The 20,673-nt window shown below is 63.8% G+C and carries 22 protein-coding genes; 12 read left to right on the top strand and 10 right to left on the bottom strand.

From position 1 onward, the window contains the following. The first annotated feature begins 50 nt into the window (after nt 1-50). Complete coding sequence (locus tag ACZ50J_RS11890) at nt 51-1,412, top strand: MBL fold metallo-hydrolase (RefSeq protein ID WP_123270041.1); 1,362 nt, start codon at nt 51-53, stop codon at nt 1,410-1,412. 71 nt (nt 1,413-1,483) lie between these two features. After that, complete coding sequence (locus tag ACZ50J_RS11885; protein ID WP_123270042.1) at nt 1,484-2,680, top strand: NAD(P)/FAD-dependent oxidoreductase; 1,197 nt, start codon at nt 1,484-1,486, stop codon at nt 2,678-2,680. 78 nt (nt 2,681-2,758) lie between these two features. Here ACZ50J_RS11885 and ACZ50J_RS11880 read toward each other — a convergent pair whose 3' ends face one another. Continuing rightward, complete coding sequence (locus ACZ50J_RS11880) at nt 2,759-3,277, bottom strand: cytochrome c oxidase assembly protein (RefSeq protein WP_464301346.1); 519 nt, start codon at nt 3,275-3,277, stop codon at nt 2,759-2,761. Between the two features lie 278 nt (nt 3,278-3,555). On the opposite strand from ACZ50J_RS11880, the gene ACZ50J_RS11875 reads away from it, so the two are divergent. Both ACZ50J_RS11875 and ACZ50J_RS11870 read left to right on the top strand, forming a co-directional pair. Further along, nucleotides 3,556-3,990 carry a hypothetical protein gene (locus ACZ50J_RS11875; RefSeq protein WP_148043225.1) on the top strand — a complete coding sequence of 145 codons (435 nt, stop codon included), beginning with the start codon at nt 3,556-3,558 and terminating at the stop codon, nt 3,988-3,990. Nucleotides 3,991-4,001: 11 nt separating this feature from the next. After that, a complete protein-coding gene (locus tag ACZ50J_RS11870; protein WP_148043226.1) occupies nt 4,002-4,433 on the top strand; it encodes a hypothetical protein in 432 nt (143 codons plus the stop codon). A gap of 230 nt (nt 4,434-4,663) precedes the next feature. Here ACZ50J_RS11870 and ACZ50J_RS11865 read toward each other — a convergent pair whose 3' ends face one another. Beyond that, the gene (locus ACZ50J_RS11865) at nt 4,664-5,131 is read right to left on the bottom strand and encodes a cytochrome c oxidase assembly protein (RefSeq protein WP_123270045.1); all 468 of its coding nucleotides are present in this window, start codon (nt 5,129-5,131) and stop codon (nt 4,664-4,666) included. A gap of 60 nt (nt 5,132-5,191) precedes the next feature. Continuing rightward, nucleotides 5,192-5,695 (bottom strand): DUF2243 domain-containing protein, encoded by a 504-nt coding sequence (locus ACZ50J_RS11860; protein ID WP_464297392.1) that lies wholly within the window; start codon nt 5,693-5,695, stop codon nt 5,192-5,194. 404 nt (nt 5,696-6,099) lie between these two features. Here ACZ50J_RS11860 and ACZ50J_RS11855 point away from each other — a divergent pair, with 404 nt between their 5' ends. Further along, nucleotides 6,100-7,068, top strand: a complete 969-nt coding sequence (locus ACZ50J_RS11855; protein WP_464297391.1) for a phosphatase PAP2 family protein — start codon at nt 6,100-6,102, stop codon at nt 7,066-7,068. Between the two features lie 87 nt (nt 7,069-7,155). Here the strand turns inward: ACZ50J_RS11855 and ACZ50J_RS11850 are convergent, their stop codons facing one another. Beyond that, nucleotides 7,156-7,548, bottom strand: coding sequence for a helix-turn-helix domain-containing protein (locus tag ACZ50J_RS11850; RefSeq protein ID WP_464297390.1), 393 nt, complete (start codon nt 7,546-7,548; stop codon nt 7,156-7,158). Nucleotides 7,549-7,677: 129 nt separating this feature from the next. Between ACZ50J_RS11850 and ACZ50J_RS11845 the strand changes: the two genes are divergently transcribed. Beyond that, nucleotides 7,678-9,171 carry a SulP family inorganic anion transporter gene (locus ACZ50J_RS11845; RefSeq protein ID WP_464297389.1) on the top strand — a complete coding sequence of 498 codons (1,494 nt, stop codon included), beginning with the start codon at nt 7,678-7,680 and terminating at the stop codon, nt 9,169-9,171. Nucleotides 9,172-9,359: 188 nt separating this feature from the next. Here the strand turns inward: ACZ50J_RS11845 and lgt are convergent, their stop codons facing one another. The 4 genes from lgt to ctaD form a co-directional block, all read right to left on the bottom strand. Continuing rightward, on the bottom strand, nt 9,360-10,259 hold the full coding sequence (lgt, locus tag ACZ50J_RS11840; protein WP_464297388.1) for a prolipoprotein diacylglyceryl transferase: 900 nt from the start codon (nt 10,257-10,259) through the stop codon (nt 9,360-9,362). A 475-nt stretch (nt 10,260-10,734) separates the two neighbouring features. Then, nucleotides 10,735-10,959, bottom strand: coding sequence for an aa3-type cytochrome oxidase subunit IV (gene ctaF, locus ACZ50J_RS11835; protein ID WP_464301345.1), 225 nt, complete (start codon nt 10,957-10,959; stop codon nt 10,735-10,737). Then, nucleotides 10,946-11,137 carry an aa3-type cytochrome oxidase subunit IV gene (gene ctaF / locus ACZ50J_RS11830; RefSeq protein WP_464297387.1) on the bottom strand — a complete coding sequence of 64 codons (192 nt, stop codon included), beginning with the start codon at nt 11,135-11,137 and terminating at the stop codon, nt 10,946-10,948. Before ctaF (ACZ50J_RS11830) ends, ctaF (ACZ50J_RS11835) begins: the two co-directional genes overlap by 14 nt. A gap of 42 nt (nt 11,138-11,179) precedes the next feature. Further along, nucleotides 11,180-12,862, bottom strand: a complete 1,683-nt coding sequence (gene ctaD / locus ACZ50J_RS11825) for an aa3-type cytochrome oxidase subunit I (RefSeq protein ID WP_464301344.1) — start codon at nt 12,860-12,862, stop codon at nt 11,180-11,182. Nucleotides 12,863-13,297: 435 nt separating this feature from the next. Here ctaD and ACZ50J_RS11820 point away from each other — a divergent pair, with 435 nt between their 5' ends. The 4 genes from ACZ50J_RS11820 to ACZ50J_RS11805 are packed head-to-tail and all read left to right on the top strand — an operon-like array spanning nt 13,298 to nt 16,090. After that, nucleotides 13,298-13,963 carry an ArsR/SmtB family transcription factor gene (locus tag ACZ50J_RS11820; protein WP_464297386.1) on the top strand — a complete coding sequence of 222 codons (666 nt, stop codon included), beginning with the start codon at nt 13,298-13,300 and terminating at the stop codon, nt 13,961-13,963. A gap of 5 nt (nt 13,964-13,968) precedes the next feature. Beyond that, entirely contained in the window at nt 13,969-14,463 is a 495-nt protein-coding gene (locus ACZ50J_RS11815; RefSeq protein ID WP_464297385.1) for a hypothetical protein, read from the top strand. Continuing rightward, nucleotides 14,460-15,200 (top strand): DsbA family protein, encoded by a 741-nt coding sequence (locus tag ACZ50J_RS11810; RefSeq protein WP_464297384.1) that lies wholly within the window; start codon nt 14,460-14,462, stop codon nt 15,198-15,200. Before ACZ50J_RS11815 ends, ACZ50J_RS11810 begins: the two co-directional genes overlap by 4 nt. Next, complete coding sequence (locus ACZ50J_RS11805) at nt 15,197-16,090, top strand: cytochrome c biogenesis CcdA family protein (protein ID WP_464297383.1); 894 nt, start codon at nt 15,197-15,199, stop codon at nt 16,088-16,090. The genes ACZ50J_RS11810 and ACZ50J_RS11805 overlap by 4 nt, the downstream gene beginning before the upstream one ends. A 1,719-nt stretch (nt 16,091-17,809) precedes the next feature. Here the strand turns inward: ACZ50J_RS11805 and ACZ50J_RS11800 are convergent. Continuing rightward, nucleotides 17,810-18,751, bottom strand: coding sequence for a hypothetical protein (locus ACZ50J_RS11800; RefSeq protein ID WP_464297382.1), 942 nt, complete (start codon nt 18,749-18,751; stop codon nt 17,810-17,812). An 8-nt stretch (nt 18,752-18,759) separates the two neighbouring features. Continuing rightward, nucleotides 18,760-19,893 (bottom strand): site-specific integrase, encoded by a 1,134-nt coding sequence (locus ACZ50J_RS11795; protein ID WP_464297381.1) that lies wholly within the window; start codon nt 19,891-19,893, stop codon nt 18,760-18,762. A gap of 239 nt (nt 19,894-20,132) precedes the next feature. On the opposite strand from ACZ50J_RS11795, the gene ACZ50J_RS11790 reads away from it, so the two are divergent. Together ACZ50J_RS11790 and ACZ50J_RS11785 are read left to right on the top strand one after the other, a co-directional pair. Continuing rightward, nucleotides 20,133-20,420: a hypothetical protein gene (locus ACZ50J_RS11790; RefSeq protein ID WP_464297380.1), complete on the top strand. Its 288-nt coding sequence runs from the start codon at nt 20,133-20,135 to the stop codon at nt 20,418-20,420. Between the two features lie 4 nt (nt 20,421-20,424). After that, entirely contained in the window at nt 20,425-20,661 is a 237-nt protein-coding gene (locus ACZ50J_RS11785; protein WP_464297379.1) for a hypothetical protein, read from the top strand. The last annotated feature ends 12 nt before the right edge of the window (nt 20,662-20,673 follow it).

Here is a 20,673-nt window from a genome sequence, read left to right as displayed (position 1 = left end):
TAACAGATGTCCGGACATTTCGGAGCTAGAGGGAACGCGGGAGCTACCACATGCAGGTCGAGATCATCACCACCGACGAGCTCGGAGACCGCAGCTACGTCGTCCATGACGGTGGGGTAGCGGTCGTTATTGATCCTCAACGCGACATCGATCGGGTGGAGGCGCTTGTCGAACGGTTGGGCGTGCGGGTTGAGTTGGTCCTCGAAACGCACATACACAACGACTATGTGACCGGAGGGTATGAGCTCGCGCGGCGAGCCGGGGCCCGCTACGCGGTCAACGCCGCGGACCACGTCGCCTTCGAACGTGTGGGCGTGCGTGATGGCGAGGAACTGGTTGCCGGCGATCTTCGGGTCGCGGTGGTTGCCACGCCCGGCCACACCGATACCCATCTGGCCTTTGTGATCACCGACATCAGTGCCCCTGAGGCGCCACCAGCGGTGTTCACCGGCGGGTCGTTGCTCTACGGCAGTGTTGGCCGAACTGACTTGGTCGATCCCGCGCGCACCATCGAGTTGACCCACGCACAGTTCCATTCCGCGCACCGGTTGGCCGACTCGCTACCCGATCAGGCGCCAGTTTTTCCCACCCACGGGTTCGGCAGTTTCTGCTCTTCCGGTTCGGCGACCGGTGGCGAGGACAGCACGATCGGGGTCGAAAAGCGCCGTAACGACGCCCTCACAACGGCCGATGAGCAGACTTTCGTCGACAACCTCATCGCGAATTTGACCGCATACCCGGCCTACTACGCGCATATGGACGTGCTCAACCGGCAAGGCCCACTGGCCCCGGACATGTCCGCACCCGAAAAAGTCGACCCCGTCGAACTGGCCGCTCGTATCGCGGCCGGCGAGTGGGTGATCGATCTACGCGATCGCGTGGCGTATGCCTCCGACCATCTGGCCGGGACCGTCAGTATCGCGCTCGGCGCCCAGTTCGCCACCTACCTGGGCTGGCTCACTCCCTGGGGTGCCCCGCTGACCATCATTGCCGAGACTTCCCAGCAAGTCGCCGACGCACAACGCCAACTCGTACGGATCGGCGTCGACCAGCTCGCCGGCGCCGCCTCCGGTGAATTCGAGGCGGTCGCCGCTGGCCAGGAACGCCGCCGCTACCCCCGTGTCGACTTCGCGCAGACCGCCCGCGAGGCAACCGCAGACGAAGACGTGATCCTGGACGTACGACGAGACGACGAACGCGCCCAGGGCCATATTGCCAACTCCGCGCACATCCCACTCAACGAGCTAGTCACCCGCCTAGGCGATGTCCCGCAGGGGCGCTTGTGGGTGCACTGCGCCTCAGGATTTCGCGCAAGCATCGGCGCGAGCTTGCTCGACCGTGCCGGTCACGAAGTCATGTACATCGACGATGACTACGCCAACGCCACCACGGCAGGCCTTGATACCACCTGATCGACCTACCTCGCCGGGCCACACGCAGTACCGCACCCACTACACGCCATATAACGCTCACGGAGGAACCCATGGTTCAGACTCATCACAGTGCGCTCATCATCGGTGGCGGTAGCGCGGGTATCAGCGTCGCCGCCCGCCTCCAGCGCGCAGGCATCACCGACATTGGGGTCATCGACCCAGCCACCACCCACTACTACCAACCGTTGTGGACACTGGTCGGAGGAGGCCGCGCCTCGATCGCGGAGACCGGCCGGCCAGAGGCCTCCGTCATGCCCAAAGCTGTGCAGTGGATCCGCGAACGTGCGCAGGACATCGACCCCGACGCACAAACCGTCACCACAGACAACGGCGTGCACGGCTACGACCAACTCGTCGTATGCCCCGGAATCCAACTCGACTGGGACAAAGTGCCCGGGATGACCGAGAGCCTAGACACCCCGTACGTGTCCAGCAATTACACGCAAGCCTTAGCACCCAAAACCTGGGACCTCATCCAGGCCACCCGCTCAGGCACTGCGATCTTCACCATGCCCGCAGGACCGATCAAGTGCGCCGGCGCGCCGCAGAAAATTGCCTACCTCGCCGCCGACTACTGGCGCCAGCACAACGTCCTCAAAGACATCCGGGTGGTACTGGTCCTTCCGACCCCTGGAATGTTTGGTGTCAAGGTGTTCGCCGACGAACTGGAGAAGGTCGTCCGCCACTACGGCATCGAGGTCCGCAAAAACAGCGAACTCGTCGAGGTCGACCCCCACAACAAGCAAGCCGTGATCGCTGACAACAGTGCCGATACTAAAGAAACCATCGGCTACGACATGATGCACGTCGTGCCGCCGCAGTCTGCCCCGGACTGGCTCAAAACCACCCAACTGGCAGTCCCCGATAGCCCCACCGGGTACGTCGACATCGACAAGCACACCATGCAGCATGTTCGCTACCCAAACGTCTTTGCGCTCGGCGACGCCGGATCCTCACCCAACTCCAAAACCGGTGCCGCCATCCGCAAACAAGCACCCGTCGTCGCGGAAAACTTTGTTGCTGCTGGAAAGTCAGCGCCGCTCAATGCAAAGTACGACGGCTACGCGTCGTGCCCGCTGACGACCTCGCGGCACAAGATGCTGCTGGCCGAATTCGACTACACCATGGAACCCGCGCCCACGTTTCCCGTGATCAACACCCGCAGGGAACGGCGCGACATGTGGTACCTGAAGAGATTCGGGCTGCCCTTCATGTACTGGAAACTGATGCTCCGCGGCCGGGCATAACCCGAAACCCGCCTCTCGGCTCCACGTACTTGATCACCCACCTGAGCGGCTGAGCCTGGGAGTCGCGGTGTTTCGCAGTCAGTGAGCGGACAAGGTGATTGCTCGTCGGTGGGAGCGGTCGAGTTCGCGGCCGCCGCGGGCATACCACTGCGTCATCAGCGCTGCCGCGAGGAGCAGGTCGATCATGTCGCCGCCGTAGAACATTAGTTGCGCCCCGTCACGGAGCTGCGCGATCGTTCCGGCATCAGCCGGCAGGGTATGGGCGTACATGAGTTTGGCCAGAACGTCGTGCGCGCCGGCTGCCACGAACAACACCAGTCCACGACGCAAAATACTGGGGCGGGTAGGCATCGGGTCCCGCCCCACGACGTACCAGCTGAACAGGCAACCCGCCGCAAACATATGAAGGTGCACGACAACGTGAGCCCACATGTGGCGCTCGGTATACCCGAACAACGGTGTGAGGTAGTACAGATACATTCCGCCAACCTCAAGCAGAACCACCACTATCCCCAGTGACAGCACGTGTGGCTGTGTAGGTGAGTTCCGACAGCGTTTGCCGATGAGTTTCGACAGCACCCGGGCCGAACCAGGCATCCCCGAACGGGGATCCGCCCTGATCGCGGCAAACAACTCCACTCTCGGCTGCGGCGGCACCACCCACCTCACGTCCACGATGATGCCCACCCAGCATGGACCCGGCACACCGACGGTGTCGAGCGACCGACGGCACACCACCACGCCATGCGCGATTTTGAACGTTCCTGGGAATTCGCTGTAATTTCGAGAGACCCATTGACGCCGCTACCACTGAGTGCTTACATCGATTTACCGGCTACATGACGGTTGTACAGCAGGGGAACTAAGGGGCAGTCATGAAGGTCAAGTTCTTGTGTTTTATCGCGTCTTTGTTCGCGTCTCTTGCACTGCTCGCACCATCCGCTTTCGCAGCTGACTCCCCGAACAGCATCCCCCCTCCGCCTGGCGGAGGAGACTACACGCTGACGGTTTACTGCGGGGCTCCCGTGGAAGTTGGGGGAATCCCAAATTCAGGGTATGCATACAGCGCCTGGGGTGGTGGACTTGGGTCCAACGACAGGTTCGAGCTTGTGACAAAGGTGTATCGCAATGGCGTCTACACTGGATCACACGAAAACGAGTGGCTCACTGCGAGCAGCTGGGGCAACTGGTCCTCCAACACCTTCTATGGCTACCTCTACGGGGACAGCGTTACCATCCACGGCACTGTCTACGACAGCTATGGAACACCGCTGATCAGCGGTAGCAGCTACTGCGGCGGCCACGCGTAACGTAGGCACACGTGATCCTGATCGGTAACGCGGCTGACGGCATCAGCCTCTACCTCGCAACTGTGGCCACCCATGACAACATCTTGAGTGTCATCATACGTGCCGATGGCACAAGAGTGCGCGCTGAAGGAAAAACGTGGGAGCCGTCCGCGGCTTCATCCGCAGAGGAAGATGCCGAGATTGCGCGATCCGCACATCCCGGTGATCGTGTCCTTCTTCCCTTCCGACCTGTTGTTGAACTGCGTGGCGAGCAACTGAAGCCCGTGCGCGACAACTTTGCCCGCATTAGTGGAACAAAAGCGCCATGGGAAGCCGAGTGGAGATTCCAGCTTCCTGAGCATTTCACGGCTCACGACTCACTCTCAATTAGCATTCCTTCAATTGAGGAAACCATGGGGAGACCAATTTATGCCGCAGCCTTTTGGGAAGTACTGACCCCGTAATTAGGCAGCTCGCCGAACGGGAGTTTCTGTCTCGACGCGGGCTCTCGAGCACGTTGACATCGGCACGCATGCGATCTGGCCGAACGCCGCCGCTGGGGCCGGACCATCAGAGTGACTTGGTTAAAGGAACCTTGAGCGGAGCTTGCGGGCGCGTGCTGTCGAAACTCGTCTACACCCAATACGCCGCTCTCGACCTGCTGTCGAAACTCATCGGCAAACGCTGTCGGAACTCACCTACACGGCCACACGTGCGCCACCCGGCTGTGTAGTACGTGCAATATGCGGCGGCGGCCTGCACGCGGAAGGGCACGGAGCGCCAAGGTGATCGGAGCGCTCATCGCAAACGCCAACGGTGCCAGCATGGCCATCAGCAAGTGCTGCAGGATCCGATCGGTGAAGCCCATCGCGTCCCCCAGCGGCGGCAGCAACGCGAGGGACAAAGTGAGCACACCGGCGGCAAACGCGACCATGCGGGCCACCGGCCAATCATCACCGCGGCGCAGCAGTCGCATGACCGCGAACCCGTAGCTGACAGTGACCAACAGCATCACAGGCACAAGCACCCAAACAGGCGCCATCCCGGTCATGGAATGAGCCGGCATACCCCCGCCATGCTGCGGCATCGTCGGTATGTCTCCCATTCCGTCGCTCCCGTGCGTGGCGCGGGACAGATTGGCCCCATCGTCGGTGGCCATCATCGCCGCAGGGTGGACAGTGCGCCAAAGAACGCGTCCAAGCCCGCGATCAGAAGTGCCATGTCAGGCGGACGTGACAGTGCGTTCGGTTCTTCGTTCGCTGACAGATCGGGCCTGACCCAACAGCAGCCATATCCCGATCAGAATGCCGATTCCGCCGGCGATGTTCCACACCAAGTCGTAGGGAAGGATATCGACGTGGTACCGGATCTGGTGCAGACGCAGCACCTTGTGCTGAAAGAGTCCGTCATAAACCTGGAATCCGCCCCATCCCAGCAGTGCACCGGCCCAAACACGCTTGGGCACCGTGGCACCGCGGCGTTGTAGATCGGCGAAAACGAACAGCCCCACCACGATGCAGATCCAGCTGCCGGCATGGAAGAACCCGTCTGAGACCAACCCGGCCGTGGCGCTGCCCTTGTCATAGAAGTGGTGCCAATGCAGCAGCTGGTGAAACACCGTCTCATCGATGAAGCCGGCCACCCCTACCCCCATCAAAACGCCGGCCAGGATCGAACGGCCGGCAGAGCCACCAGCCATCGGACCGAGCCTCGGTTGTGATTCCACGACGACCTCCTCGCGATGTCGACACGAGCACGATCTGCGACCCGTGCCAACAGCAGCTACCCGCTGACGTACGGATGAATCGGTGCGTCGACATCTCGGACCTCAAGCAACAGACGAACCCCAAACACGCATCGCACGCTCGCGCGGCGACCCGGCCGTCTCAATAGACGTTCGGCCAGCGGTGACGAGACCGACGATCGTCCACCGAGATGCGTCACCGTGCTTGGCCGCGATCATTTGACGAGCTTGTTGCCGATAGCCCTGCTTGGTGGAGCCATCGGCCTCGTCCCACGATTTGAGAAGCGGCCGAAGAGAGTAGAAGGAAGCCCGCCGGCGACCCCAGCCGATGAATCGAGACGGAAGAGACGCCGAGCCAGGTCTTCGACGTCCCACTCGTCCTCGGCATGATCGCCGTTGTCACCCATTTGCTGACGCTGGACCGCACAGATCGCATCGTCAACCACCTTCACCACAAGCCGATGGTGGGCTCAATCGGTACGGTGCGTGGGCTGCTGCACGGTGTGCACCTCCACAGGCGTCGGGCAGGGCGCGCTGCTGCGCAACGGCCTTCCAAGGTAGCCGCGGTTTTGGTCGGGTGCGCGCAACGGAATATTTACTCACCGCGGTCGTTCTCTGCGCGCTCTCAGGGCGTTCTCAGCCACACAATGGTTGGCTGGGCCACCGCGCGCCGGCGCTTGGCGCACCGGACGAAAGGCGACACCCACCCCATGTCCTTGCAGACGCTGCCGATTCCCAATTACGACGGCGCACGGATCGACGGATCCCTGTTCGACGACGTGACCCGATTTGCCCGGCACACCCGGTGGCTCAGCTCGGCCGTGGAGGCGTGGACCACTTACGGCATCGGTGTCTTCGTTGTTCTGCTGCTGGTGGGCTGGTGGATCTCTCGTCCGCGCGGCGACCGGCAGATGACCGCAGCCCTGGTCGCACCGATCAGCGTCGCCGTGGCATTCCTGGTCACAGAGGTGATCAAGAGCCAGATCGGCGAGCTGCGCCCCTGCCGGTCATTGCCGCACGCGTTCATCATCGAAAAATGCCCCGCACCAACCGATTACGCACTACCCAGTGGGCACACGACGTTCGCGGTCGCGGTCGCTGTCGCGTTGTACTTTGTCAACCGCCGACTCGGCATCATCGCCACGCTCCTTGCCATCCTCGAGGGAGTCAGTCGCGTGTATGTCGGTGCGCATTACCCGCACGACGTCATCGCGGCGATGGTCGTCGCGCTCGTTGTCGTACTTATCGTCAGCCCCCTGTTGCGCAAGATCTTGCGCGGCTTCATCGGCAGGCTGCGCCAGGGGCCTCTACATGGGTTGCTATCAGCCGATGAGCCTCGCCCGACCCACCCTTAGCTGTGACGGATTGATGTGGCCCATTTCGACGGCCTGAACTGGCCCATGTGCGACTTGCCGGGTTAGTGGGCGGGAACCGGCCTGCACTCAGTTCTTCCGCACCGGCCGCGAGTGACTGTGTTGATGCAATTGCTGGAGAAAGTCATCGGCCATCGCGACTTTGGCGGATAGATCGGCCCGCCGCTGGTCTGCTTCAGCGACGACCTGTTCCCATTGGTGGGCGTCGGCTTCCTCTCCGGCGTCGAGCAGGGCGATGACCTGTCGCATGTCCGCCAGGGTGTAGCCCAGTGGTTTCATGCGCCGGATCAACAGCAGCCGGTTGACGTCTTCGGCGGTGTAGAGCCGATACCCGCCTTCGCTGCGCGCGGACGGGGTGACCAGGTCGATGTCGTCATAGTGCCGCAGGGTGCGCAGCGACAGCCCGGTCAGCTCGGCGACTTCACCAATCTGCCGAACATCGTCATCGCTGCCCGTGTTCATCGTCACTCCGACCGAATTTCGCCCCAACCCTCACGTAACGGTAAGGTTGGTGCGGTTCTGTGATCCCGTGCGGCATCGTCGCACGCCCAGGACTTCCGACCCCAATCTTCCCCGTGAGGTTGCTCCTTCGTGTCGTCTGCTGCTGTGCGCCCTGTCATTGATGTTCGTGCTGCGTTGCGGTCGCCACGGCTGCTGCGCACCGAAGTCCTGGGCGGCCTGGTCGTCGCCTTGGCGCTGATCCCCGAGGCGATCTCCTTCTCGGTGATCGCCGGGGTTGACCCGCGGGTGGGTTTGTTCGCGGCGGTGACGATGGCGATGACGATCGCGATCGTCGGCGGCCGACCCGCGATGATTTCCGCCGCGACCGGGTCCGTGGCTCTGGTGGTCGCCCCCGTGGCGCGACAGCACGGGCTGGATTACCTGATCGCGACAGTGCTGCTGGCCGGCGTCTTCCAAATCGTGCTCGGCACACTCCGTGTCGGACGGCTGATGCGGTTCGTGCCACGCTCGGTGATGGTCGGGTTCGTCAACGCCCTGGGAATCCTGCTGGCGCTGGCGCAATGGGACAACCTGCACGACGTGCCAGCAGTCGTATACCCGCTGGTCGCCATCACCATCGTGATCATCGTGGCGTTCCCGCGCGTCAACAAGGTCCTGCCCGCGCCCCTGGTCGCCATCGTGGCGATCACCACCATCGCGTGGGCAGGCGGCCTACACGTCCCGATGGTCAGCGACGAGGGGAAACTACCCACCAGCCTGCCGCCGTTCGGCCTCCCGGACGTGCCCTGGAACCTGCACACGCTGCAAGTGATCGCCCCGTACGCGCTCGGTATGGCGCTGGTCGGATTGCTCGAGTCGCTGATGACCGCGAAGTTCGTCGATGACATCACCGACACTCGCTCGGACAAGGACCGCGAGTCCTGGGGGCAAGGCGTCGCCAACCTGGTCTCCGGGCTGTTCGGCGGGATGGGTGGCTGCGCGATGATCGGACAGACCATGATCAACGTGCGCCAGTCCGGCGCGCGAACCCGCATCTCCACCTTCCTAGCCGGCGGGTTCCTGCTCGTGCTGCTCCTCGCGCTCAGCGATGTCGTCGGGCACATCCCGATGGCTGCCCTGGCCGGCGTCATGCTGATGGTCGCCGTTGGCACCTTCGACTGGCACAGCCTGCGCACCATCGCCCGGATGCCCCGCTCCGAAACCACCGTCATGGTCGCCACCGTGATCGTCGTCGTGGCGACCAACAACCTCGCGATCGGCGTCGGCGTCGGCGTCATCATCGCCGCCCTGCTGTTCGCCCGCCGGGTCGCGCACCTGGTAACCGTCGATCGCGAACTCATCGAACACGCCACCGGATCCGTGACTGCGCACTACCGAGTGCGTGGCGAACTGTTCTTCGCCTCCAGCAACGACTTCTACTCCCAATTCGACTACGGCCAAGACCCCCAGCAGGTCGTCATCGATTTCAGTGACTCCCACATCTGGGATGCCTCCACCGTCGCCGCCCTCGACGCTGTCGTGACCAAATACCACGAACACCACATCGACGTCGACGTCGAAGGCCTCAACCCCGCCAGTAACTCCATGTACCAACGCCTCACCGGCCACTTGACATCACACTGACCCGGCCGCGACAACACCCTGGCACCACAAAAAGCCGGGTCCAAGTCTGATCGTCGAGGTGCGGCCCAGTTGCAGTTCACACAGCCACGCCCCGGCCGTCGTGCGCCGGAGGTGCTCCAACGGTCTCGCGTCGAATCAGCTCGTGCCGCTGACCCGGTCATGCTCAACACCGTCACGATCGAGGCCGTTCATTGAGAACGGATCGTCTGCCCGTCCCGCGAAACCGTCTGCCGAGGGGTGCGACCGCCGCCACTGGTGGGCGCTCCGCCGCGCCGGCGGACGATCAGGTAGGTGATGGCGCCGGCAAAGACGATCAGACTCATCCAGTCGTTCAGGCGCAGGCCGAGGATGTGGTTCGCGTGATCGATCCGCAGTGCCTCCACCCCTGCCCGGCCGACGGTGTAGGCGGCGACGTACAGCGCGAAGCTGCGGCCGCGGGACAGGTCAAACCTTCTGCCGGCCCAGATGACCAGGCAGCCGACGCCGATGTCCCACAGACACTCGTACAGGAAGGTCGGGTGGTAGTAACCCTTGACGATGGCATGCCCGGCAGCGTCGCGGACGGCGTGCCCGGCGGAGGAGTCCCACTGGTAGATCCGCAACCGCCACGGCAGCGACGTCGGGCGACCGTACAACTCGTTGTTGAACCAGTTGCCCCAGCGACCGATCGCCTGCGCGAATGCCAGACCGGGCGCGGCCGCATCGGCAAACGCGACCACCGACACGCCCGCCCGGCGCGCCCCGATCCAGGCGCCCACACCGCCGAGGGCGACGGCACCCCAGATGCCCAGGCCGCCATCCCAGATCTTGAAAGCGTTCCACGGGTTACGGCCGGGAACGAAGTACAACTCCGGGTCCGTGATCAGGTGGTACAGACGGCCCCCGAGAATCCCGAACGGGATCGCCCACCAGGCGATCCTCTCAATGGTCGCCGGCTCTCCGCCCCTGGCGACCCAGCGCCTGCGGGTGAGCCACAAGGCGACACCGATGCCGGCCAGGATGCACAGGGCGTACCCGCGGATCGGGAAAGGGCCCAGATGCCAGACGCCTTGCGTCGGGCTGGGTATGGCGAACGCTGCAACAGACACGCCGACAATCGTCGCCCAGCAACCTGGACACACTCCGGCGACCGGTCGGGGCCGTAGGAGTGCGCGTTACTACGCAATAGGCACGGGCTTCGACTTCCGCAGCGGGGTTCCGGCATAACCTCAGCCCAACCGTTCATGATGGGATCGTGCGCACGCCTTCGGAATGGCCAGGGACATTCGACCCAGCCCCCCGACCCGTATCAGCGAGGCAGACACCGCGCTTCGGGCCTGGCACCACCGACACTGGACGCGCTGGCAGTAGCTGTGAAGAGCCGGCTGCAGCAAGGACCGAGCCAGACATCATTTGGCACTTTTCAGAAGGACCAGCTTGAGGGCGGGCGGACGTGGAATGCCGTTGCGTAGCAACGCTGTCCGACATTCTCCTACGCACCTGTCATTCACGTACCCGTAGAGTGCCCTGTTCCTGATCGCCTTCACCTCATCATCATTTCTGATCCGCGTCGATCAAAGGTGGTTACAAGGAATGTTCCCCGTGGAAGTACTCGAAGACCCAGCCGATCGCGGCTAACGCGACGAAGGGCACGGCGAGCATCACCAGCCACCAGCCGACCGCCAAGCCGAGTGCGATGACAGCCAACGAGGCGGCGAGGAACAACGGCCACCAGGAGTGCGGGCTGAAGAATCCGTAGTCACCCTCGACATCCTCTTGCTCGCCAAACGGGTCGTCATCCGGGCGCAGGTCGATTTTGCGGCCGGTCCCACCACAGGAAACCGCTGATCAGCAGGCATGCCAAGCCGGTCAAGTAGAAAGCGACCGCGCCAACGGGCTCGTCCCACCGGCTGAAGATGCCGTAGATCGTGCCCACCGCGAGCCCATAAACCGCGAGAAGTAGGAAGAGTTTTGTTTCAACTTTCACTCCGTGCTCCTTCGGGCATGTTTTGGTCCATGGCTGCTGACGTCATTCGTTGGAGTTCCTGGGCGACCGGTTCATGAAAGAGCGGTCGCCACGGTCCGCCGGACCGGCCAGCTGCGTGAGCGTGTCCTCGGAGGCCTTGACCGTCCATGAGGCAGCTTCGGGATGGTGCAGGTCGAAGGCCGGGCGCTCGGACCGGATCCGCGGGATCGAGTCGAAGTTGTGCCGCGGCGGCGGGCAGGATGTGGCCCACTCCAATGAGGCGCCGTAACCCCACGGGTCGTCGACCTGGACCAGCGGTGCGGTACGCCAGGTCTTCCAGACGTTGTACATGAACGGCAGCATCGAGATGCCGAGGATGAGCGCGCCCGCGGAGGAGATGTCGTTCATCCACTGGAAGTCGTCGGATGGCAGGTAGTCGGCATACCGGCGCGGCATGCCCTTCACACCCAGCCAGTGCTGGATCAGGAAGGTGGTGTGGAAGCCGACGAACAGCAGCCAGAAGTGCAGCTTGCCGAGCCGCTCGTCGAGCATCCGGCCGGTCAGCTTGGGCCACCAGAAGTAGAAGCCGGCGAACATGGCGAACACCACGGTGCCGAACACGGTGTAGTGGAAGTGTGCCACCACGAAGTAGGAGTCGGTGAGGTTGAAGTCCAGTGCGGGGCTGGCCAGGATCACACCGGTCAGACCACCGAAGAGGAAGGTGACCAGGAAGCCGATCGCCCAGAGCATGGGCGTCTCGAAGGTCAGGGATCCGCCATACATCGTGCCGACCCAGTTGACGAACTTCACCCCCGTCGGGACCGCAATCAGCATCGACATGATCGCGAAGAAGGGCAGCAACACCTGACCGGTGGCGTACATGTGATGTGCCCACACACTGACCGACAGGGCCGCGATCGCGATCGTCGCGAAGACCAGGGTCTTGTACCCGAATATCGGCTTGCGGGAGAAGACCGGGATGATCTCGGAGATTATGCCGAAGAACGGCAACGCGATGATGTAGACCTCCGGGTGCCCGAAGAACCAGAACATGTGCTCCCAGAGCATCGCTCCGGCCGTTTGTGGGTCGAAGACGTGCGCGCCCATCACCCGGTCCGCACCCAGCCCGAACAGGGCCGCAGCGAGCACCGGGAAGACGATCAACACCAGGATCGAGGTGATCAGGATGCCCCAGGTGAAGATCGGCATCCGGAACATCGTCATACCCGGCGCCCGCATGCAGATGATGGTGGTGATGAAGTTGACCGAACCCAGGATGGTGCCGAAACCGGACAAGGCCAGCCCGAAGACCCACAGGTTGCCACCGGCGCCGGGGCTGTACGTCGCATTGGACAGCGGGTTGTAGGCGAACCAACCGAATGCGGCCGCACCCTGCGGGGTCAGGAAGCCCGACAGCATGATCATCGCGCCGAAGAGGTAGAGCCAGTAGGCGAACATGTTCAGCCGCGGGAACGCCACATCGGGCGAACCGATCTGCAGCGGCATGATCGCGTTGGCGAAGCCCGCGAACAGCGGCGTCGCGAACAGCAACAGCATGATCGTGCCGTGCATCGTGAACAGCTGGTTGAACTGCTCGGGGTTGTCCACGACTTGCAGGCCGGGCGAGACCAGCTCGGCGCGGATCATCAGCGCGAGCACGCCACCGATCAGGAAGAGCGCGAACGAGGTGATGAAGTAGAGGTTGCCGATGACCTTATGGTCCGTCGCGGTGATCCACTTGACCATCGTGCGGCCAGGATGGTGAGTGGATGACGGCGTCGTCGGACCGGCGTCGTCGGTCCCACCGGTGTGCTCCGCGCGTGGCGGTGTGACGATGCTAGCCATTACCGTGCTCCTTCCGGAACGATCTCAGAGCCCATCACCCAACGTACCCCGAACGTACCCCGGTGGAGTGTTTGCACACGTGGTAGCGCAACAGACTCAAATGGCGCATGCGGACCGCTGCGGGGGTAGCTTTTCGCGCCCGTGTGGCCACGGGAGAGACTGCAGCCACTCGAATCCGCGCCGGGGCCAGGCCTCGACCGGCCACCTCGGTCGGTGATGTCGGCACCGGACGCGAAGGCTAGCCGTGCCTGTCCGGCAGAGTGTCGCCTTGCTGCAGAGTGACGAAGTGTGACATGGTCCATGTGTTCCAGTATTCCAGCTATTCATGGAGGATATGTGGATTCGCGGGCGCGGCTTTTCGACGAGCTGTCGGTGGTGGGCAAGGCGTTCGGCAGCCCCCGCCGGCTGGAGATCATCGAACTTCTAGCACAAAGCCCACATTCGGTGGAGGAGATTGCGCGGGCGTTGAGTCAGAGGTTGAGCACGGTGTCGGCTCATCTACAGATTCTGCGGGCGTCCCGGTTGGTGGCGTCTCGCCGGGACGGAACACGAGTCATCTACCGGCTTGCTGGCGAAGATGTGGCGGACTTGTTCACAGCTCTCGGTGTGGTCGCGCGTGTCCATTCTCCTGATGTCAAGGCAGCCCGTGAGTCCTACCTCGGAGCCGGCGACGACGGACCGGAAGTGATCACCCGGAATGAGCTGATGAGGATCCTGGGCGGCCCGGAGACGACATTGCTGGACATCCGGCCTCCCGAGGAGTTCGACGAAGCGCATCTGCCCGGTGCTGTGTCGATGCCGCTGGAGAAATTCTCCGGGGCACTGCCGGAGCTGCCCACCGGCGATCTGATTGCCTACTGTCGCGGCGCGTACTGCTTGCTGGCGCACGACGCCGTCGCGCTGCTGACGGCCGGTGGCCGGGAGGCCAGGCGTTTGGAGGATGGAATTCTGGAATGGCGCCTGGCAGGGCTGCCCCTTGAGCGGGCTACCCAGGGAGCCTGAGCACGATGTCTTCTGCACTGGCGGCTATCCGATGCTGGACCTCACGGCAGTGGGGGATTACCGTCGGCGTGGCGCTCATTGCCGCGACGGTTATCGGTATCCCTACTGACCTGATTCCGAACTCACTGTTTCGCCGCGACGTGTCGCCGCAGTGGTGGGCTTGGCCCGCATTGCTGGTGTCGAGCCTGCTGATGGGGATGCTGACCGCGACGTATCTCGCACCGCCCGAAGCTACTGCGCAGAATCCACGGTCAGCACGGCAGGGGACGGCCGCTGGTGTCCTCACCTTCTTCGCTGTCGGCTGTCCCGTGTGCAACAAAATCGTGCTCCTGGCGTTGGGATATGCCGGTGCGATCAGCATTTTCGAACCTGTACAGCCGTTCCTCCAGCTGCTGGCTGTCGCGATGCTGCTGTGGGCACTGCGGGCTCGCCTGACCGCCCAGACGCAATGCCCCTACCCGACCGGGGGCGGCCATCAATATGGGAAGAGCCTGAAATGACTGGAACAGATAACGGCGCAGCGCGACGCCGGGTAATGACCCCGGTGTTCATTGCCCTCGTCGCGGCGATGGTTGCTGTCGTGGCGTTGGTGACCACCCACTCAGACAACGCCCAATCTTCATCGGCGTCGTCGGGAGCCCAGGCGGCATCAGCGTCGGATGCTGCCGGGGGAGTGCCCAAAGAGTTCCAGCATCTCGCACGCCGGCAGGCCGCGGATCCGTTGGCCCGGGGCAAAGCGGATGCCCCAGTTGTCATGGTGGAGTTCTCCGACTTCCAATGTCCGTACTGTGGTCAGTTCGCGCGCACCACGGAGCCGAAACTCGTCGACAAGTACGTCAAGCAGGGGGTCCTACGCATCGAGTGGCGTGACTTCCCGTACTTCGGCAAAGAGTCCTACACCGCTGCGCTGGCCGCCCGCGCGGCCGGCGAGCAGGGTGGCTTCTGGAAGCTACACAACGCACTGTATGAGCATCAGTCCCCGCCCAACAGCGGCGACCTGACCACCGCCCGGATTGTTTCATTGGCCACGGCGGCGGGGCTGGACAGTGCGAAGCTGCGCACCGACATGAAGGACCCGAACCTCGCCAAGCAAGTCAAGGCCGACTTCGCGCAGGGCCAGTCGCTCGGGATCAGCGGCACGCCGGCGTTCGTGATCAATGGCACACCGGTGATCGGCGCGCAGCCGTTGAGCGTCTTCGAGAAGACGATCGAGCAGGCGGCCAAGGACGCCAAATGAACGGTGTCAGCCTGTTGTCGGCGCTGGCTGCAGGCACGTTGTCATTACTGTCACCCTGCAGTGCCCTGTTGTTGCCGTCCTTTTTTGCCTACGCGTTCTCCAGCAGGCGCGCACTGCTGGCGCGGACAACGGCCTTCTACGTCGGTCTGGCGCTGGTGTTGGTGCCATTGGGCACGGGCACCGCTGCCGCGTCGAGCATCATGTATGGCCACCGCGCGCAGCTGATCCTGGTCGCCGGATGGGTGATCATCGGAATGGGTACCGTGCAATTGGTTGGCGGCGGTTTCCGTCTACCATTTACCGCACGGTTGCAGACCTGGGCCACCTCGCGTGGCGCCGGTCACGGTGGTTACCTGTCCACGGTTGCCCTCGGCGCGGTGTACGGGCTGGCGGGCTTCTGCTCGGGTCCGGTACTAGGCGCCATACTCACCATGGCATCGACCCAGGGTTCCAAAACCCTCGGAGGGTTGCTTCTGGCAGTGTATGCGCTCGGCATGGCTCTGCCGCTGTTCGTGCTGGCATGGTTCTGGGATCGCTTCCATCTCGGACAGCGGTCATGGATACGGGGTAAGGCTTTACGGCTCGGGCGATTTGAGGTGCATACGACCTCGTTAGTGTCCGGTCTCCTCTTCATCGTCATCGGCGCGCTCTTCCTACGGTACGACGGCACGGCAGGCCTGACAGGGAGTCTCGGGCTCGCTGACACCACCGGTGCCGAGGCCAGCGCCCAAGAGTCGATCTCACAGCTCACCGGATCGATACCTACCTGGGTGTTTCCACTGGCGATCGCGTTTGCCGCGGCCGGTGTGGCAGTCTTTCGTTTTCGGCAGCAGCTGACATCTACGCGCACAGATCACAGCGCACATCGCGACGATGCCCACCTCGACTGAACGACCGGGAAGGCCGCGGTCGACGCGGGCGGCATGCGCTACAACGGCGCCAGGTGTATCAACTGCGGGGCCGCGAGGAACTGTCGGAGCATCGCCTCCGTAAGAGCTCCTGGTCGGCCCAGCAAACGTGAGGTGAGAACAGGATTTAGCGTCGTCCTGAAGGGTCAGTCGCGGCCGAGTATCCGACGCAGAATGGAACCTTGGGACCCCGTGCCTGATCCGGGTGACCAGGGCAGCGGTCCGCGCGTGGGACGCGGTCCATCACTTGGTCGACGTGGCGGCCGCAGCCGGCCCAAGTGGTCTTGCGGCATTGCTCGTGGCTGAAGCAGGGAGCCGCTCGGGAAGGCCCCGAGCGGATGAAGCTGCGCTACGCCGGGATCCGATTCTGTGGCATGGGCCTTCGTGCTCGAGCCGATGCCAACTACGAACGCATAACCAAGACTGTGTGTGTGCGGAGTGCTTGGCCGACACCTCGATGGTCTAGGGGAGACCTGAAACAACCATGGGCTTTGAAAGGGCCGAGCCGCTGCCCGGTGTTAACGATGGCGGCATTGCTGGACCGTCCGCCCGCCGCGCGTACAAGCGTCACCAGGCCAAGGACGAGGGTCGCCGATGCCAGAGATGACGGAAGGCATCGCTGCGTTCCCGTCTGGTCAACTCCGCCCGAGCGGAGTTGTGACCAGGACAGCGCACGATCAGCTTGTCGTTGGCGCGTGGTTATTGCATCCGCGGTGCACATTGAGCACTGGCAAAGCCCATGGCGTCGACCATGCCGGCCGGGATGACGAGGGTCTCACCGCCGGATGAGAGCAACTGAGCGCAGAGCAGCTTCGGCAGCCTTGTGAAGTGGCGAAGAGAAAGGAGGACGTCCAACAGCATCACAGGCGGTGAGACGCGAATAGCCTTGTCAATCCGAAAGATTCGGACCCACAAGGCTATTCGAACATGTGTCCGGAGGGGGAGTTGCCCGTAATCCCGACCACCTCGAAGACCGGTATTCCGCGGATTTCCGGGAGTTTCAAGCTCGCTGGATAGCTGTTGCTCCACTCGAATGCCCCACCGGGTCGTGACCGCCGTCTCTGCGATCGCTTTGATCTGTCGGCTCTCCGTTCGATGTGAGCGCATGGCTCCCAGCCTGCGCTAGGAGCCGGGCAATCACTGACGGCCGAGTTCGACATTAGGGCGTGGCGAAAGATGTTTCACATTCAGCACTCGAGCGGCGCAGGGCAGGCGGGCGGATGGGATGGGATGACGGCGATGTGGTGCCGAATGCGCATTCTTCCCAGCAGTCCGCTCAGACCCTGCACGCCTTCATCGCCGAGGGATCGACGGTGATGACCGACGGATGAACCGGCTATCTGGGCATCGAAGAATGCGGAGCCCTGAGCGACCGACGCAGCCAAGGCACTGGGTGACGACATCGACAAATCTATCGGAAGCATGGCCTGTCGTTCTGGCAGGAGCTGGGGACGACGTGGCCGATACTCTTGCCGTGAGTATCCGTCGGATAACCGGAGGGTTCTTGGTTCGAGTCCAAGTGGGGGAGCACGCCGAACGGCCCGGGATTCCGGGCCGTTCTTCATTTCTCAGGGTGGCCTTGACTCCCATTTTGGCTCCCAAACGAACGTCCTAGTAGATCCGCAATCGACCGCAAACTGCTGACAGAGTCGACATGACCGTTGACGGCCACTACTTGTTTCGACCAAGTCGACTGGGTGGTCACGAGTCTGATGCCACCTCGGCCAAGAGCGCGGCCACCCGAGCGTTGATCTCGTCGGCCCGATCGCACGCCTCGTCGAGTCGGTCCAAGGTGGTCTCGTCGAACTCGCGATCGGAGTCGGGGTAGGCCCCTGGATCGACGTCGGACACCTCGCGCAACGGCCCCTGGACCTCAGGCGGACCGCCTTCCTGACCGGACGCAGCTGAGCGTGGTCCCGGCAAGCAGCGGGTGGCTAGTACGCACGTGAGGGACCGGGGCGTCATCGGTGCCTGGACCAGCGTGCTGTCTCGATCATTCTGGTCGAGTCTGCGATGGGTGCTAGAGATCCACCCGTGCTGGTCGAGCGACGGGGCCAGGGTGATCCAGTCCGGCAGTGCGGACGTGCCAAGGTCGCGCTGGGCACACAGGTGCTGGTGCTCGAAGGCTGTGGCCGCCACGAGCAGCTGCCCGACCGAGCTGCGCCCCCAGTCGTGTTCTTCCTGACCGCATTGCAGCCAGCGCACGGCCACGCAGCGGTGACAGGTAGCGGGGTCGTCGCCGCGGGTGAGTTCTTTGCCCACGAGTGTCCAGGGTTGCTGCAGATCACGTGCGGTGACATCGAGCGCGCGCCGGCGAGTCAGGCGCAGTCCCCGGGTCAGCAGCAGCAGCCAGGCGTCCCGGCGGCCACGGTATCCGGCCGGCCAACCAGAGCGCCGGCAGCTGCGCAGGCAGGTCTGCAGTGGTTCGAAGTCGGCTTCGATCCCGGCCCAGGGGTCAGGCAGTGCAGCCGGCTCCAGGTCGCCCCGCTCCCGGGCTGTCGCGCGCAGTTCGGCGAGTTGTCGCCGGCTGACGGTGACATCGTGCTGGAACCGGGCCAGGTGCAGGTCACTGACGTCGGCCGGGTCCACCGACGCTGCTGCGCACCAGTCGTGCCACAGCTGCCAGCCACCACGCGTGCGCATCGCCGATCTCACAACCCCAGGCGCAGTACGGCGTTGCCTTCCAGCGGGTTCCACTCACGGTCGTACACGTCGACCATCGCGTCGGAGGTGTGCCGGGTCTGCCGGCGGACGGCTCGCGCGTCGGCACCGTTACGGCGGGCTTGGGTGACCATGCCGGCCCGGAACGAGTGCATGCCGTAGGCGGCCGGGTTGTAGCCGGCTGCCTCCAACCGGCGCATGAGCGCCTTGTGGATCCCGCTGGTCGTGATCGCGCGATCGTTGATCGAACCGCCCTTGGCGACCGAGCGCAGGACGGGCTGTTGGGAGTCCATCAGCCGGTGGTCCGTGCAGACGTGCTCCCATTGCATCGGATCCGCCGGTGTCTGCCGCACCCAGCGCATCATCGTCGGTCTGTCGCCGGCAGCAGCCACCAGCCGCAGCCAACGGACCCGGGCGCACGGCACGCAGGTCATCACGTGTTCGCCGTAGGGGACCGGAAGGACGACACCTTTGCCTTGCTGGTCGGTCTTGGTGCGGCCCAGGCGCACCCACAGCCCGTCGGTCGGCACCGGTTCGACGGCACTGATCGTCAGGCCGACCAGTTCCTCGCGTCGCATGCCGGTAGCGAACGCCAGCAGAAACGCGAACGTATCCCGAGCAGCGGTGACTCCGGCCGGCCAGCGGTGGTGATCACAGGAGGCGACGAGTGAGCGCACATCATCCAGCAGGAGGGGTCGCTTGCGCTGGACGCTCTCGCACCGGGCGTTCTTGATCGCCTGCAGTGTGCGTCCTACTCGAGGGTGCGTGCCCAGCCCGCGGCCGAAGCCGTGCTCGAAGTTGGCATAGCTGAGCGAGGCCAGGTGCCGCTCGATCGTCGAAGCCCGGTAGCGAGGTGCACCGTCGACGTCGAGCTGCAGCGACAGGTCGGTCAGGTAGAGCCGCACGTCCTCGGGATCGCTCGGTAGCGCGCGCTTGCCCAGACGAGTGCACCAGCTGCGGAACTGCGCGAAGTCGGCGTCGTAGTAGCGCCGCGTGGAGGCGGCCAGAACGTGCTCTTCGAGATCGTCGGCACGCCGGTCCAGCATCTCCAATTCCGCGGCAACATCCAGCAGCGTCGGCAGGGGCGTCGCACCGGCGAATTGCGTTGGCAGTACTGCGGTCACGCCCATCAGTATGCAAGGAATTTCGCGCACGTCTCGCTCTTCCTGCGACCCCCTCGAAGCAGGTCTCTTGCTGGTCTTCTGCTGGTCTCACAGGGGGCTCGGAAGAGGCGCGAGCGGGTCCGGGCCAGGGCTGAATCTGGTCTCTGGTCAGCGACAGTCCAGAGCGGGACTCGTCGCGGACCATCCACAGGCCAACAAGAGCCCCGTCCTGTAGCAGCTCTCCGGGCATACTTCGTGCCATGGTTCGCCCTACCGCTGCCAGGCTCACGGTGCCGTTGTCCCGGGCCAAGGACGTCACCCCACTGGCGTCGGCATTGCATGTGCTCGGGACCCGGGCACGCCTGGAGGCGCTCCAGTTGCTGATGGACGGCCCGAGGCTGACCCACGAGCTGCCCGCGCGTCTCGACGAGCTGTACATGCTCGAAGAGATCGGCGTCGTGACCTCGCAGCGTCTTGGTCCCGCTCGCATCCGCTGGACGCTGGTGCCGGAAGCGCTGACACGCATTGCCGAGTGCTTGCAAGGCTGAACCGGTGAACATGCAGTCCGGCGAGCCGGAGAAGTGGGATACCGAGCGGGTCGCGCGATACCTGGGTGTGGCACCCAAGACGGTGAGCTCGTATCACTCGCGCCGGCAGATGCCGGTGGCCGACGGGCAGTACCGGCCCCTGCGGCCGTGGTGGTGGTCGACGACGATCACGCACTGGCAGGCGAACCGCCCCGGGCAGGGCGTCGGCGGCGGCATCAAGCCCAAGAAGCCACACACGTAACCGTTGCCCAGG

Source organism: Flexivirga sp. G2 (genome assembly GCF_055397625.1).
The sequence above is the reverse complement of the archived record's forward strand: the minus strand, read 5'-3'. Positions and strand labels throughout refer to the sequence as shown.

Coding starts and splice junctions, on each gene's coding strand:
- ACZ50J_RS11875 (WP_148043225.1), top strand. CDS start 3,556: ATGAAGGTCAAGTTCTTGTGTTTTATCGCGTCTTTGTTCGCGTCTCTT.
- ACZ50J_RS11890 (WP_123270041.1), top strand. CDS start 51: ATGCAGGTCGAGATCATCACCACCGACGAGCTCGGAGACCGCAGCTAC.
- ACZ50J_RS11805 (WP_464297383.1), top strand. CDS start 15,197: ATGAACGGTGTCAGCCTGTTGTCGGCGCTGGCTGCAGGCACGTTGTCA.
- ACZ50J_RS11790 (WP_464297380.1), top strand. CDS start 20,133: ATGGTTCGCCCTACCGCTGCCAGGCTCACGGTGCCGTTGTCCCGGGCC.
- ACZ50J_RS11865 (WP_123270045.1), bottom strand. CDS start 5,131: ATGATGGCCACCGACGATGGGGCCAATCTGTCCCGCGCCACGCACGGG.
- ACZ50J_RS11885 (WP_123270042.1), top strand. CDS start 1,484: ATGGTTCAGACTCATCACAGTGCGCTCATCATCGGTGGCGGTAGCGCG.
- ACZ50J_RS11855 (WP_464297391.1), top strand. CDS start 6,100: ATGATCGCCGTTGTCACCCATTTGCTGACGCTGGACCGCACAGATCGC.
- ACZ50J_RS11850 (WP_464297390.1), bottom strand. CDS start 7,548: ATGAACACGGGCAGCGATGACGATGTTCGGCAGATTGGTGAAGTCGCC.
- ACZ50J_RS11880 (WP_464301346.1), bottom strand. CDS start 3,277: ATGCCTGGTTCGGCCCGGGTGCTGTCGAAACTCATCGGCAAACGCTGT.
- ACZ50J_RS11810 (WP_464297384.1), top strand. CDS start 14,460: ATGACTGGAACAGATAACGGCGCAGCGCGACGCCGGGTAATGACCCCG.
- ACZ50J_RS11815 (WP_464297385.1), top strand. CDS start 13,969: ATGTCTTCTGCACTGGCGGCTATCCGATGCTGGACCTCACGGCAGTGG.
- ACZ50J_RS11800 (WP_464297382.1), bottom strand. CDS start 18,751: ATGCGCACGCGTGGTGGCTGGCAGCTGTGGCACGACTGGTGCGCAGCA.
- ctaD (WP_464301344.1), bottom strand. CDS start 12,862: ATGGTCAAGTGGATCACCGCGACGGACCATAAGGTCATCGGCAACCTC.